The sequence below is a fragment of the uncultured Chloroflexus sp. genome (assembly GCF_938091255.1).
In the GTDB taxonomy this organism is placed as follows: Bacteria; Chloroflexota; Chloroflexia; order Chloroflexales; family Chloroflexaceae; genus Chloroflexus.
Genome location: NZ_CALLJH010000030.1, coordinates 25,254 through 40,877, shown reverse-complemented (window position 1 = coordinate 40,877; position 15,624 = coordinate 25,254). Strand labels below are relative to the sequence as shown.

General features: G+C 57.7%; 7 protein-coding genes. 3 read left to right on the top strand and 4 right to left on the bottom strand.

What is annotated here, in order from left to right; all coding sequences use genetic code 11:
- Nucleotides 1–38: 38 nt before the first annotated feature.
- Entirely contained in the window at nucleotides 39–1,010 is a 972-nt protein-coding gene (gene nadA / locus Q1A00_RS11210) for a quinolinate synthase NadA (protein ID WP_298400903.1), read from the bottom strand.
- 301 nt (nucleotides 1,011–1,311) lie between these two features.
- Here nadA and Q1A00_RS11205 point away from each other — a divergent pair, with 301 nt between their 5' ends.
- Nucleotides 1,312–5,511 carry an adenylate/guanylate cyclase domain-containing protein gene (locus tag Q1A00_RS11205; RefSeq protein WP_298482168.1) on the top strand — a complete coding sequence of 1,400 codons (4,200 nt, stop codon included), beginning with the start codon at nucleotides 1,312–1,314 and terminating at the stop codon, nucleotides 5,509–5,511.
- 18 nt (nucleotides 5,512–5,529) lie between these two features.
- Complete coding sequence (locus Q1A00_RS11200; protein WP_299756813.1) at nucleotides 5,530–8,892, top strand: peptidase; 3,363 nt, start codon at nucleotides 5,530–5,532, stop codon at nucleotides 8,890–8,892.
- Between the two features lie 118 nt (nucleotides 8,893–9,010).
- Here the strand turns inward: Q1A00_RS11200 and Q1A00_RS11195 are convergent, their stop codons facing one another.
- From Q1A00_RS11195 to Q1A00_RS11185, 3 genes are read right to left on the bottom strand one after another with little or no spacing between them, the layout of a single operon-like run.
- On the bottom strand, nucleotides 9,011–9,670 hold the full coding sequence (locus Q1A00_RS11195; RefSeq protein WP_298408702.1) for a response regulator transcription factor: 660 nt from the start codon (nucleotides 9,668–9,670) through the stop codon (nucleotides 9,011–9,013).
- Nucleotides 9,667–11,694, bottom strand: a complete 2,028-nt coding sequence (locus tag Q1A00_RS11190; protein ID WP_298408705.1) for a histidine kinase — start codon at nucleotides 11,692–11,694, stop codon at nucleotides 9,667–9,669. The genes Q1A00_RS11195 and Q1A00_RS11190 overlap by 4 nt, the downstream gene beginning before the upstream one ends.
- A 46-nt stretch (nucleotides 11,695–11,740) precedes the next feature.
- Complete coding sequence (locus Q1A00_RS11185; protein ID WP_299756809.1) at nucleotides 11,741–14,059, bottom strand: S8 family serine peptidase; 2,319 nt, start codon at nucleotides 14,057–14,059, stop codon at nucleotides 11,741–11,743.
- Between the two features lie 78 nt (nucleotides 14,060–14,137).
- On the opposite strand from Q1A00_RS11185, the gene purF reads away from it, so the two are divergent.
- On the top strand, nucleotides 14,138–15,610 hold the full coding sequence (gene purF, locus Q1A00_RS11180; RefSeq protein WP_298408722.1) for an amidophosphoribosyltransferase: 1,473 nt from the start codon (nucleotides 14,138–14,140) through the stop codon (nucleotides 15,608–15,610).
- The last annotated feature ends 14 nt before the right edge of the window (nucleotides 15,611–15,624 follow it).

Genomic DNA, 15,624 nt, shown 5'->3' with positions numbered 1-15,624 from the left:
TGTGAGTCCTCCGGCGACAATGCGGTGCATTGCCACGACTACAACGCCAACATCCGGTCAATCGCGACTCGCGCGCGCGCGGCAATGTCCGGCGGCACGGTGACGGGTTCGCGCAAATCGCGCAAACTATCGCGCACCTTTTCGAGCGTGATCATCTTCATGTAGCGACAACTGATCGACTCATCAATCGGTACAAACTGTTTGTCAGGATTAGCCTTGCGCATCCGATGGAGCACACCGATCTCGGTAGCAACCACGAAGCGGCTGGCCGGCGAGCGACTGGCATGCGCGATCATACCCTCGGTTGAGAGAATATGGGTACCGCGACTATCTATCGCACCACGGGCCAGATAGTCCATCGCGCTGCTCACACACCCACATTCCGGGTGAATCAGAAACTCGGCATCAGGCATCGCCGCCCGCTTCTGCTCGATCATTGTAGGGCGGATAGCAGCGTGAACGTGACACTCGCCGGCCCAAATCTTGAGCGGACGGCCCGTCTTTTGGCGCAAGTAGCTGCCAAGGAACATATCCGGCAAGAAGAGGATGGTCTTATCAGCCGGGATCGCATTGATCACCCGCTCGGCATTGCCCGACGTGCAGCAATAATCACTCTCGGCCTTAACGGCGGCGCTAGTGTTGACATAGCTCACCACCACCGCGCCGGGATTGGCCGCCTTCCACGCGCGCAACTGCTCGACGGTTATCGAATCGGCCAATGAACAGCCGGCATTAGCATCGGGGATCAGAACCGTGCGCTGCGGGTTGAGAATGGCTGCCGTTTCAGCCATAAAGTAGACGCCGCAGACCACAATCACATCGGCGTTGGTGCGGGCGGCAGCCTGCGCCATGCCAAGCGAGTCGCCAACGTAATCGGCGATCTCCTGAATCTCGCCGTATTCGTAATTGTGAGCCAAAATGATGGCATTGCGCCGGCGGCGCAAGTCGTTAATCTCGGCTATTAATTCGGCAGCGGTGACGCCGGTCGTTTCGTAGAGCTGGGCGACCATGGGACGTTCTCCAATTAGTGTTATTATTACACTTTTAATAATTGCGATGAGTATACACCCCTAGCGAGATATTGTCAAGAGGTCACTAAAAATTTTTTATCCAACTTAGGCTATCTAGCCTCTTCTCTTTTTCCTACTTTGGTTGCACAATGAGAGCACAACCATAAACCATCTAACCGCTGAGCACACTTATTCCGAACATGATGAATACATTACCGCGAAACAATCTTCGGCGACGATTCGTTTACAGATATAGATACAAACGGCTCTCACGTCGCCGAGGTCGAATATGGAAGCCGTCATGACGGGTTCGCTGACGCAATGGCACGATCTCATCATTCACCTTGATGACCAGCAGATTGCTGAGCTTACTGCGGTCAACGATCTGCCCCTACCGATGCGCGCACGCCTTGGGCGCGATCTACGCGCACGCTTGGCCGCCCACGCTGCCTACATTCCGGCCCGCATTGTGCAGAGCCAACTCGCCGATCCGCAACCCGGACGCACCACCGGTGCGTTCTGGGAAGGATCGCTCCTCTTTGCCGATCTATCCGGCTTCACTGCTCTCTCCGAACGGTTATCGGTGCTTGGCCGGCAAGGAGCCGAAGAAGTTTCAGCAGTTGTCAACCGACTATTTGCCGCGCTGCTGCATGAAGTGCAAGCACGGAGCGGGGCGCTGCTCAAGTTTGGCGGCGATGCCCTGACTGTCTTTTTCGATGCTGCCACACTCGGCGATCAGCATGCGACCGCGGCTTGTACGGCGGCCTTGGCGATGCAAACGCGCATGGCTGAATTCGCCAATCTTGAAACCCGGACCGGAACCTTTACACTGCGGCTGCGGGTTGGCGTGCATGTCGGACGTGTCTTTGCCGCCGAAGTCGGTGATCAGAGCCATATCGAACTGGTGGTGACCGGGCCGGAAGTGAACCGGGTGGCCCTCGCGCAAGAGATTGCTGCGCCCGGTGAAGTGGTGATTACGGAACAAACGGCCCGATTGCTTGCTCAGCCGCATATTGAGGCGCGGCGCGATGGATTTTATCGGCTCCATGAGCTAGCCTTTACCCAAGCTATGATTGCGCCGCCACTGCCATTACCGCTCGACGGCCCCAACGATCTGGCCACCCTCAATCGCTTGGCCCACCAATTAGCGGCATTGCAACCCTACCTCGTGTATCGCCTGCCCCGGCGCTTTCTCGACCCTGCTGCCGGCGAGTTAGGTGAGTTTCGCCCGGTTACCGTACTCTTTGCCAATGTCCACGATTTTTCCCACTACCTTGCGGTGCTCGATTCTGATCCTAACCTAGCCGCTACCGTTTTCAACGCCTACTACCGGCGCGTGCAGGCAGTCGTGCATCGCTACGATGGCATCATTAACAAAGTCGATATGTACACCCATGGCGACAAGTTGATGGCGTTGTTCGGAGCACCGACTGCTCACGAAGACGACCCGACGCGGGCCGTGCGTTGTGCAATCGAGTTGCGCGAGACACTCTCTGAAGTCAACGCCGAGATTGCCACCTCACTCGGCCCGACTACGCCACCGCTGGCCCAGAAGATCGGTATCAATACCGGTACCGTCTTTGCCGGACGGGTCGGCGGAGCAACGCGGTATGAATACACCGTTATGGGGCCGGCGGTCAATCTCGCGGCTCGTCTGATGGCCGCTGCGCCTGACGGCGCGATCTACCTTTCACCAAGCACGCAGACAGCCATCGAAGGTCAATTTGTGCTTGAGGCAGGAACACCGCTGCACCTCAAGGGGTTTCGTGAAGCGGTCACACCGGCCAAGGTAGTACAGATTGCCACAGTTACCACGCGCCATCACCTCGAACAGTTGACGGTTGCGCCACTGATCGGGCGAGATGCCGAATTGGCACGTGTGTTAACGGCAGCCCGAGCAGCGTTGAACGGGCAAGGCGCGACGATTGCCATTGTCGGCGAAGCTGGCGCCGGTAAATCTCGCCTAGCCGAGGAGGTGATCCAGCGCTTAGTCATCGCTTCTACCGAACACGATCATGCGACCGAAGATGTACCATCGTTTACGATCCTGTTTGGCGATTGCCAGAGTTACGAACAGCGCACCGCCTACGCCACGATTCGCGCGCCGCTGACGAATGCGCTAGGACTTGACCTGCGCGCCGCACCAGCCCAATTAGCTGCTGACACGGTTGCCCGCGTCGAACGGCTCGTGCCGGATTCCAGCCGGTTTACACCGTTGCTGTCTGATACGCTCGGCCTGCCACTGGCTGATACGCCGCTCACCGCCGGCTTATCGCCTCAACAACGGCACGACCGGCTGCAAGAGCTAATCGTTGATATTTTTCTCGCTACAACTAAGCGTGAGCCAGTTTTGTTGGTGCTCGAAGATTGCCATTGGGCCGACTCACCCTCGCTCGAAGTGCTCGAACGCCTCAGCAAAGCCGCTCAGGGCAGAGCACTCGCTTTAACCCTCACCTACCGTCCCGAAATGGCATCGCCTACACCTTGGGAAACGCTCCCCAACACCATCCGAATCGAGTTAGGCGAATTGCCGCTAAGCGATAGCCAAGCCTTGCTCGCAGCGCTCCTTGGCGGGCCGCCGCCCAACGATATCTTGCCGCTACTCGAGCGCACCCAAGGCAATCCCTTCTTTATCGAAGAGTTGGTACGCGCGTTAGTGCGTGACCGCTTACTGGTGCGCAACGCAGAAAGCGGCGTATGGCAACTAACGCAACCAATCGAGAAAATCGAGCTGCCGCGCAGCATCGAAGGTCTACTGATCGCCCGACTTGACCGACTCGACGAACCGCGCCAAGAGCTGGTGCAGGTTGCTTCAGTGATTGGGCGTCGCTTTCCGCGCCCGGTGGTGGAAGGAGTGTATTCAAACCCACCTGCGCTGGACGAGAGCATCCAACGCCTGATTGAAGGCGAATTGATCCAAGCCGACCAGCAAGAGCGGATTTTAGCCTACATCTTCCGCCATGCGCTGCTGCGCGATGTCGCCTACGAAGGGATTCTCTACGCCCGCCGCCGCACTCTGCACGCCCGTGTTGCCCGTCGGATCGAAACCATCGCAGCCCAGCAGCTCGAAGAACAGTACGCCGTGCTGGCATGGCACTTTCTGCAAGCCGAAGAGTGGCAACCTGCCTTGCGCTATCACGTGCAAGCTGCCGAGCAAGCCCGCCGGCGCTTCGCCAACCGCGACGCGCTCGCCCTGTATACCACCGCGCTCAACATCGCGCCACGGCTAACGACGGTCTTACCGCCTGCGCAACTGATCGATCACGTGGCCGCGATCCATGAAGCGATCGGCGAACTACATCTGGTATTGGGTGAATACGATCAAGCGGAACATCACTTCCACGAGGCGCTGCAGCTCAGTCTACCGGTAGGAGACGAACCGGTCAGCGAACGCTGGTTGCGTATGCACCGCATGCTGGCCACAGTGGAAGAGCGGCGCTCACGCTATCAAGCCGCGTTCGATCGGTTGACCGAAGGCATGGCCCGCGCCCATCGCGGCTTGCAAGCAGAGACGGCGCGCTGCTACATTCTCGGCGCCGGCATCGCGTACCGCACCGGTGATTACACCCATGCCATGGAATGGGCGCGGATCGGCTACGAATTGGCGGCGCAAAACGGCAGCGCCACCGATCAGGCGCGCGCGCTCAAGATTATCGGTAATATTGCCAATGATCAAGGAGACCGCGCCCAAGCGATCGAAACGCTCAACCAAGCGCGCACCCTCTACGAACAGGCAAATATGCCAGCCGGCTTGTGTGATGTGCTCAACGACCTTGGCCGCGTCTACACCCAAGCCGGACGATGGGCCGAGACTATTGCCGTGTTCGAGCAATCGATGGCGATCTCAGAAAACATTGGCGATGTGTTAGCCACGGCTCGCACGGCCAACAATCTGGCGGTAGTATTAGTAGGACGTAACCAACTCGACCGGGCCGGCGCATTGTACCAGCGAGCCAGTGAACTCTTTGCCCACCTCGGTTCACGCCTCGGGGTTGCAGTAACAAAGTATAACCGCGGCGAAGTGCTACTCTATCAAGACCGCGCTGCCGAGGCGCTCAAACTGTTTCAGGCGGCAATTGCCGATCTCGAAGCGATCAATGCCCGCAGTTTCTTACCCGAAGTCTTGCGCTTAGCCGCTTTAGCGGCGTTGGCCTTGGGTGATCTTACTCAAGCCCGCGCTAACGCTCATCGTTCATTGGCTATTGCAGAAGAACTCGGCCAAGCCGACGACTCGGCAATTGCTGATCGTGTGCTTGGCGAGATAGCTTTAGCATGCGGCGATCTTGATGTTGCAGAAGATCTCTTTGCCCGCAGCAGCTCCACCTTGGCCCAACTAGATAATCGCTATGAGTTAGGCAAAGTTCGATATCAGCAAGCACGGCTGGCACTCGCCCGTCACGACGATGCTACTGCGGCCATCGCTCGCGCCGAAGCAATCGCCATCTTTACCGAACTTGATGCTCAGCGCGATCTCACCTTCGCCGTGGCGTTACCTGCATAACTTGGAAGGAGCATTCTTATGTCACGCCTCCTGATCGTGCTGACAGTTATGGTGATGTTGCTCACGCCGTTCGCGCTGACGCCACAACTCACCCCGGCTACTGCCGCCGAATCCGAACCGATCCATCTCACTAGCATCTCCGAATTGCCGCTGCTTAATGAGATCGAGCCAAATAATCGCATCCTCCAACCCGGCGCAAACGCTCAGCGCATCGCGGTTGATCGCACCGATAGCTGGCGGCAGTCGATCAATGGCATTATTGCCTCGTCAAGTGATATTGACTACTTCGCCTTTGTGGTTGACGCGCCCGGTTCGTTGGTGACTATTGATCTAACTAACTTAGACGCCGATTACGATCTGGTCTTCGGTGGCGGCATTGATCCGGCAACTGGCGAGGGTGGTGCGACCGACAGCTTTGAGTTCGATACCGGCGAACGCGGTTTGGAGGGTGTAACACAGGTTGGCGGCCAGATTGCCTCGATTGGCGGCCAGATTGCTTCGATTGGCGGCCAGATTGCCTCGATTGGTGGCCAGATTGCTTCAATCAGTGCCAACCTTGCCAACCGCGATGAACGGATCGAGACGATCGTCTGGCAACCGGGGCTATACTTCGCAGCGGTTGCGCCGGCCAATGCCGGTCAAATCAGTTCCCGACCGTACCGGCTGACCATTACGCTCCAGCGCAGTACGCTCCAATCACTTGGCCCGGCCCCGCACGTACAGTTTCTGACTGACACACCCGACGACAATGTCACTACTCTCTACATCATCAATTCCGCCCGCATGCAAGAGGTGTATACCAACGATCTGACGAGTATCACTACAATTACGTCAACCTTGCAACAATCGTACTCATATACGCAGACCCTCATTTGGGGCGCATCAGAACATCCACTGATCAGAGAAAAAGGTGCGGTTATCGATCTCGCCAATCTTGAGGTCATCACCAGCAGCGGCGCAACGCCATTTAACCAATTGCTGAGCGACTGGTCGCAACCGGCCAATCAGCGCAACCCGCTCTACGCCAATTACCTTGCCAGTATCATTGACCACGTGATCGAAGCGGCGATTGCCCCCGCCGGCAATGGTCGTTCGGGTGAAGTGCGCATCCGGTACCAGATGATAGCTAACAACGATAATACACGCAACAATGAGACGAATCAAAGGACGCCTTACCCCAACGTGCGGCATATTGTCTTGATCGGGAGCGACGAGATCATCCCCTTCTTCCGTCTGCCCGATCTAACCACCATTGCCAACGAGGCCGATTATTTAGAATATCTAAAGAGCATCGACACGCGGAGCAACGGCAATAGCCTGATCGCAGCCGACAACCCGCTTGGTGCAGCGCTACGCAACCGGATGTTGCTGAGCGATAACCCGTATGGCACTGACCGACCATACCGCTTCTATGGGTTCCCATTATTCGTGCCCCAACTAGCCATTGGCCGGATCGTCGAGCAACCGAGTGAAATCGCCGATTTTCTGCGCCGCAATGTGCCGGGATCCTACAGTGAGACGAATATCGATCTTCGGGTAGACCCAGAAATCTCTTCATACAGCATCTCACTTACCGGCTATGACTTTCTGATCGACGGTGCGGAAGCAATTTCACGCACCCTCAACCAAGCCACGGCTAACTCACTTGCCAAACGGCCACTCATTAGCAACTTATGGGATCGCACCGCCTTCGAGAACACATGGCTTGAGCAACCACTCAGGACTACCGGCTTCTTCAGCGCGCCATTAAGTATCTTTTCGCGCACGAACACGCTACTCAGCTCGCTCAATGCCCACTTTGATCACTGGCAACTTATCCCAGCAGTCGAGAGTAGCAGGTCTCCTAACTTCCCGGCTGATCGCGTGTTAATAACGGGATACGAGGGTGTATCGTCGATATGCGACTACTACCCAGTGGAATGCCCCGGCTTCTTCTACAACACTATCTACTACTCGGTGGGCTGTCACAGCGGCTACAATGTGCCGGCAAGAGCGATAGATCAGACACTTGACATCCCGCTCGACTATTACGCTGCCGACTTTGCCCAAGCCTTCAACCGTCATGCCGGCAACTGGATCGGTAACACCGGCTATGGTTACGGTACGCTCGACGGCGTTGATTACAGTGAACGACTGGCAGCGCTGCTGACTCAAGAACTGATGCGGAATGAAACCCGTCCCGATCCATCTGCCACCAACGGCATCACCTACGTAGGACGCAACATCGGCGACGCACTGGTGCAGGCCAAGCTGCGCTATTTGCGCACTTCAACCGGATTAAACGCTTACGACTACAAAATCCTCTTGATCACCACGCTGTACGGGCTGCCGTGGAAGCGAATCTTGGTAGATAATCCGCTCACGGCACCAGTTGAAGATCTCAATGCCGAACTACCCATCAATGATCGCACTGCACCCATCCCAACATCCGGCAGTCAATTGACACGCACGATCACGTTTACGATCAGTTACGATGCCAACTACCTTCGCCCAACCCGCACCGGTCAAGCGGTACAGCTCACTGCCGGCAACTTCACCATCACCGACACCTTCTTGCTCGCCAGCACCTTTAACGTCACGCCAACGGTAACCGTCTTTGACAACAATCTGATCGGGATGCCGAGTTTGCCTGCCTTTACCTACGATATTACGGCGCTATCGGGTAGTGATGATGACGATCACCAGCCATTAGTGGTGCGCGATATCATCTTCCTTGGTGGCCAGTACAACACTGTCGAGAACTTCAACCCAACCGTTACCCAAATTGTGACCGAGACCTCCACCCCGTTGATTACAACGACTATCGAACCCGACTTCAGCGCAGGGATCGGGGTGTGGGTGCCCGATCGCTTCTTCGGCTATAGCAGCACCGGCAGCGGCGACTCACAGCGTGATACCCTGATTAGCACAGCAGCCCAATTCCGCGCCACCAACGGCGTGACCGGCACGTTGCGCCCTTACACGCAACTGGTCTATCAGGTGATTTACACCGATCCAGAGGCGGACGGAGCGAGTACAGCCTTGGCCGATCAAAATCCACCGGTGATCGAACGAGTACGTATCGCTGGGCAAGATGCCGGGTTGCAGAGTATTTCCACCCCAATTGAGGTTATCGTCAGCGATCCTGACAATCCGAGCAATCCTGAGGTTGCAGTTACCGGTGTTTATCTTGCCGCCGACAACGCGACGTGGATGCCGCTGACCTTTACGCAAGATCCGCTCAACCGGCAACGTTGGCTAGCGAGCGTCCCGCGCAATTGGCCTGATGTGAGGTTAATCATCACCGCGACCGATAGCGCCGGCAACTCGGTGATGTATACTGCCAAAGGTGCGTTTGCACCGCCGACGTATCGTGTGCTGATGGCGGTGATCATGAAGTGATGCGGATCATACTGGACGAACATCACTGTCTACAGCGCGTGGCAAGTACCTTGCCGCGCGCTGTCAGCAATCGAGTGCGCTCGTGGTACTTCCGCTCTCACCATTTTTACCAGCAATGCTACCGCAAGTGCTCGCGTGCCCACAACGCAGCTTGGGTACGGTCACGCACGTTCAACTTCGCAAAAATGACACTGAGGTGGTTTTTGACCGTGCCGATACTAAGCGCAAGCCTTTCGCCAATCTCTTGATTCGTATAGCCCTGCGCCAACAGCAGCAGAATCTCGCGCTCGCGGGGAGTCAGCGCAATCGCCGGTTCAGCAACAGGCGGTTCAGCCGGCGGCGACGCAGCGGTAGCCAACTGGCTCAGACGCGGCAAGAGTTGGGCAGTAATCTGGGGGTGGATCAGTGCGCCACCGGCAGCAACCGTGCGAATACTCTCGGCCAGTGTGCGATGATCAACATCTTTGAGCAGATAGCCGCGCGCGCCAGCGGCAATCGATTGCAACACGCGCTCATCATCGTGGAAGGTAGTGAGCATAATCACCAGCGGTCGCGGGCCACGGGCAGCAAGCTGTCGCGTCGCTTCAACGCCGTCCATCACTGGCATCATCACATCCATCAGCACAACATCAGGATCAAGCTCTGCCACCAGCGCTAGTGCCTCACGACCGTTGCCAGCTTGCCCAACCACTTCAATATCCGCTTTCCGAGCCAGCAACGTTGCGATACCGGTGCGAATCAGCGGCTGGTCATCAACAATGAGGACACGTATCGTCATAGTGAAGCCTCATCTTCAGCCGGCAACACCAAGCGCAGCCGCCAGCCGCCTGCGGGCAACGGCCCGGCCTCAAGACCACCACCGAGCGCCTCGGCCCGTTCCCGCAACCCGATCAGACCAAAGCTGCCACTGCCCAGATCAACCGGCAGCAGCACGCGATCAGGACAATCGTTATTTGTGATCGTTACCACCACACAGCCGCCTTCAACCTTTACTTGCACGGTAATCGTGTCAGCGCGCGCATGTTTGCAGGCGTTCGTTAAACCTTCTTGGACAGTACGATAGAGACAATGAATAACCGGGGCTGCCAGATGATCAACCTCACCCTGTATGTCCAATTCCACCCGTGCGCGTGTACTTTGGGCACATTGCCTTGCCAACTGGCGCAAGGTTTCGGTCAGGGTTGCACCTACCGGAAGTTCAGCATCCACGACGGCCAACAAGCTTTGCCACGCGCTCCCCAATAATTCACGGCTATTCGCCAAATGATCGCAGGCCGCAGCCGGATCTTCGGCAGCTAATTCGGCAGCAACTTGCAACGTCAAGTTGATCAACACCAGTTTCGAGCCAAGATCATCGTGCATCTCACGCGCCAGCCGCGCCCGCTCCGCTGCCACAGCAATCTTATGCACCTCGTTAGCTTGTTGCTGCATCTCCGCTTCTAGGAACTTAACCTGTTGCTCGACCTGCTGACGACGGCGCAACTGATAGCGAGCCAACAACAACGGCGCACTCACCAGCACCATTGCCACCAGCAAGCTTACTGTTGTCGTTACGTCAAGTGCGAATGGCTGCCAAAAACTTACCACTATGAGGAGGAGTGGCAACACTGCTACGAACCTGAGCCATTGCAAGAGCGACAGCCGGCTCGCCATTTGCCATGCCACCAGCAACAACCCCCAGAGTAGCGGCAACAGATTGGTCATAGCCGCCATCAGCCCAATTGTCAGGGTTTGTGCCGCTAATCCCAGTTGGACAAAAACGGCATGCCGCACCTGTTGGGTGCATGCGCTGGTCACAATCAACAAGCCGCCGAGCGATAACAACCAGAGCAATGCCCCCAGCGACAAAGGGTGCGGTTGCAGCAACGCCAACCCCAACGACAACGAGACAAAGAGCGACGGTAACAGCCATGCCAGTATGTGATTCGGGCGCGGCGCGATCAAGGTCTCATCAATGGCGCCAGTCAGCGCCAGACGCGGCGGCGACTCGTCACTCCCCGACTGATAGCGTAAGGCCATCACCGTGGCCCGCAAACGCTCGATCGCGTTCGCCGCCGCCGCTCGTGGGACATCAATCACGGCCTGCACCCGGCCAAGGTTCGTCTGCGCCATCGCCAAAGCGGCGGTGACACTCTGCTCGGCATTCACCAACGCCTGCTGCACTTCACTCGCGAGTAGATGTAACAGGCGCTGCCGTTCTTCGCGTGCTGCACGCTGTTGCACATCGCGCAGAAAGGCAGATAAAGCGGCATAGCGTTGCTGCATCTGCTGCAACATTGCCTGCATCTGTTCGCTGCGATGCACGTGACGAGCGTAAATGAAGGCGGCAATAATCGCACACGTGGCCGGAAACGCAATCACAAGGTTGCTCTGCAACCAGCCAAGCAGGTCTTTTGAGAGCTGATAGCGTACAACGGCCCAAATGGCCCAGACCCCAACTGCCATGATCGCCCACACCCATGGCCGAAAGAGCATAATGCCCTGTAACACGAGCACAAGATAGATGTAGTCGATCAACGGCGCCGCCGTGAGCAGTTGCGCACCGGCTGCCGCCGCTAGTTCAAGACCAATCAACGCGAGTTGCCCCCACGTAGTCAAGACGCGCAGCGGGGTCAGCCATGCCAATCCCAGCATTACACCAAGACACGCCAGCATCCCGGCCAAACGCGGCCACTCGGCGCGCAACGTTGCATCACCCAGCGCGCTCAGCGCAACAACTAGCGTCACCAGCGAGAGCAAGATCAGAAATGCCAATGCAGTGCGCTGGTAACGCGATGTAACTGTTCGGATGAGTGACGGCATGCGATGGTTCATACTATGAGTGTATCACATCAGGCGAACAATCCGATCATCGCCCAATTGCCCGCCGTACCGCCGCTGCCACATCGAGAATGCCCGCGCCGGCGCCATTGCCAGCCCCGCACCGCTCGCTATCTGCGGCAGTGTAGGGCCGGGCGGTTTCGCGCAAGATGCGTTCGGTTGTCTCAATATCGCCAATTAGCGCCGGATTCGCCGACCAGAGCAGGGCTACTGCGCCAGCGACGTGCGGCCCGGCCATCGAGGTACCACTTGCTCGCGTATAACTTTGGTTGGGAAAGGCCGAGAGAATGTCTACCCCCGGTGCAACGAGATCGGGTTTGACACGCGCGCTGCCATCGCTCAGCACCGGGCCAACACTGCTGAACGGCGCGAGCCGACCATTAGCATCCACCGCCCCAACCGTGAGCACATCGTCGTAAATGGCCAATGGCGCGTTGAGCGAACTACACGCCGGGCCGTCATTGCCGGCGCTAGCGACAACAAATACTCCAGCCGCTCGCAGTGCACGTACTGCCGGTTGTAACGAATTAGGAGTGCAACCTTCAAGGTCTTGCGGGCACCCCCACGAGTTGTTCAACACGTGCGCCCCCCGGATGGGATCGCCGTCACGCATCGGATCGCCACTGGGTGGATAAGGTGCAAACAGAAATTGCATACAATCGAGGTAGCGCGGCGCATTACCAAGATTGCGTGCTAAATTGACACAAGCAATCCATTGGGCGTCCGGGGCAACGCCAACACTGTTTCCCAGCACAGTAGCTAGGGTGTGGGTGCCATGACCGCCCAGATCATACGGCGCGGTCGCTCCTGTCCATGGATCAAGCCAGTGGTACGTATGGTCAACACCATTGCCTAAACGACCAGCGTAGGCATCGCTCAATTCAGGATGGTCGACCTCGACGCCCGAATCGGCTTGACCAACGATAATCCCTGCACCACGCACACCCAGCGCCCATGCCTCTGGCGCACCTATCATCGTTAAATTCCACGGCGGCGAGTCCGGCGGCGGCTGATCACCCGTTGCCGGCGACGGCGCAACCGGCAATGGCCGCAGGTGCGGCGCCGGCATCACTGCTGCCACCTCTGGCCGGCTCTGCAACCAGAGGCGCAGCGGCAGATCAGCTTCAATTTCTAACGCATTGACAAGGTAATACGGCGTGTAGCGCACCCCAAGCCAATCGAGTGTTGCCCGTAGATCAGCCTGTGTCAGCTCGGCGTGGGCCGTGAGCCGCTGATACACGGCTATGCGTCGCTGATCGTAATCGGCAATTGTCGCCAACGTGCTCACATCAGTCTGATCGCGCAAGACCACGAACAGGCGGTCGCCCGTTGGTGCTGCCCGACCACCGCCGATGAGCAGCGCCAATCCGCCTACTGCAACGAAGCCGGCACCCACAGTATGAACTCGCTGATTCGCCACGAACAGTGCCACCGGCGTAGCCAGTAATGCTAACAAGGCTTGCCCGATAGCAGCTACGATCGCCAAATGAAACCCTTCGGGAAAACTGCTAGCAAGCAGGAGCGCCACCATGACATCAGGATCAGTGAAAGCTAACGGTACGCCAAAGAAGAATGTACCAAATAGTGCCGAGATCGGAGTCACAGCGGCCAGACCTGCCTGCCGACCGAGTGCCAGCCAGAGCCAGCCACCAGCCGGGGCGCAAAAGAGAAACATGGCTGCGGTATAATTCGGCCCTAATGTCCGACTTAGCAGCAACAACAAGAGGCTGAGCGCCGCGCCTTCGAGCAGCCATACCCTGAAGGAAACCTCAGCGCGCTGCCAACTGATGGGCGGTTGCCACGCCAGCACCTGCCCGCCAGCCCAACCCACAACCGCACCCAGCAATAACGCCAGTCCTACATCCAGCCACGAACCGGGTGCGCCAATCGCCAGCCATGGCAACGTCACCAGCAACCCTGTACTCACGGCAACCGGCGTCCACCTCCATTGCACTGGCTGGCGAATAAGCAGCATCAGAGCGAGTGCATAAAGCAAGCTGAGACCAAGCTGAGCTAACGCAATCAGTTGGCTTTCCGCCGAAGGTATCAAGGTCGTGAACGCGAGCATGGCCGGTAATGGCAGCGCCGCCAGCCAGCGCAGTGCCGCAGCGCGCACTACGCCGCGCGTCAGGCTGGCCCATAGCCCAAAAGCAATCAAGCCCACGATTAGGCTGATCCAGATCACAACTGCGCGGCCAATCCCCCCCGAATCGAACAGACCTACACCAATTTCTACCAGCCGCAAAACCCCGCCAATCCCTAACGCAACCACCATGATGACCGTTAGGAGGCAACCCTTTCCCCATGATATGCCGGTCTGCGGCGGCGTCCTGTCGAATGATGCCATAGCGATCCGTGTTATACTTTCCATAGATAGCAACGTTGCAACGTGTCCCCAACCCTGCGCGCAGGAGGATGATGTTCCATGGACGATCAATCGCTATCGGGCGTAGCTGATCGTAATCATACCATTGCCGGCAAAACAGACGATCCCGCCACCCCTGATGACAAACCGGGTCACGAATGCGGCGTGTTCGGCATCGTCGCCGCCGACGCTGATGTCGCCCGCCTAACCTTCTTCGGCCTCTATGCTCTCCAGCATCGCGGCCAAGAGAGTGCCGGCATTGCGGTGAGCAATGGTCGCAGCATTCGATACTACAAAAATATGGGGCTAGTGGCGCAAGTGTTTGATGAGGAGAAGTTGCGCCCGCTCAGTGGGTATATGGCGATTGGTCATACCCGTTATTCGACCACCGGTTCCTCGAAGCTCGAGAATGCCCAACCCTTCGTCGTCGAAAGCGCACTAGGGCCGCTGGCCGTCGGCCATAACGGCAACCTCACTAACGCCGCTTCGTTACGCCGTGAACTGTTGCAGCGCGGTGTCGGGTTGACCAGCAGCAGCGACAGTGAAGTCATCACCCAAATGTTGGCCGGTGGCGAGGGGCGAACGTGGGAAGAGAAGCTGAAGGTCTTTATGGTGCGTGCCCAAGGTGCGTACTGTTTGACCGTGCTCACCCGCGATGCGCTCTACGCGGTGCGTGATCCGTGGGGCCTGCACCCGCTCTGTCTCGGCCAGCTCGGCGAACAGGGCTGGGTGGTCGCTTCCGAGAGTTGCGCACTTGGCACGATTGGCGCCGACTTTGTGCGCGAGATCGAGCCGGGTGAGATTCTGAAGATTACCCTCGATGGGCCGCAAGTCATTGCCCGCCAACCCTCGCTGCACACCGCCGCCTGCCTGTTTGAATACATCTACTTCGCCCGCCCCGACAGTATGCTGCACGGCAAGGTGCTGCACGCCATGCGGGTGGCGCAAGGCCGTGAATTGGCCCGTGAAGCGCCGTGCGACGCCGATGTGGTGATCGCCGTCCCTGACAGCGCGACGCCGGCAGCGATCGGGTATGCGCAAGAATCAGGTATTCCGTATTCGGAAGGCTTGATTAAGAACCGTTACATCGGCCGCACCTTTATTCAACCCGATGACCGGCTACGCAAGTTGGGCATTGCACTCAAGTTCAATGCGCTAACCGATAATCTGAACGGTAAGCGAGTTGTGTTGGTCGATGATAGTATTGTGCGCGGCAATACTAGCGGCCCGATTGTGCGTATGCTGCGCGAGGCCGGTGCGCGCGAGGTGCATGTGCGCGTCTCATCGCCACCTATCCGCCATCCCTGCTTCCTCGGCGTTGATATGGCGACCTACCCCGAATTGATCGCCCATCGGATGACGATCGAGGGCATTCGCCAACATCTCGGCGCTGATAGCTTGGCGTACCTGAGCTTGGAAGGTCTGATCCGCTCAACCGGACGCGACCCTGACACCTTCTGTACCGGCTGTTTTACCGGCAACTATCCGGTTGAGATTGAGGTGGTCGATAAAGAGGTATTCGAGGTACGGTAGTGGCATAGCATCGC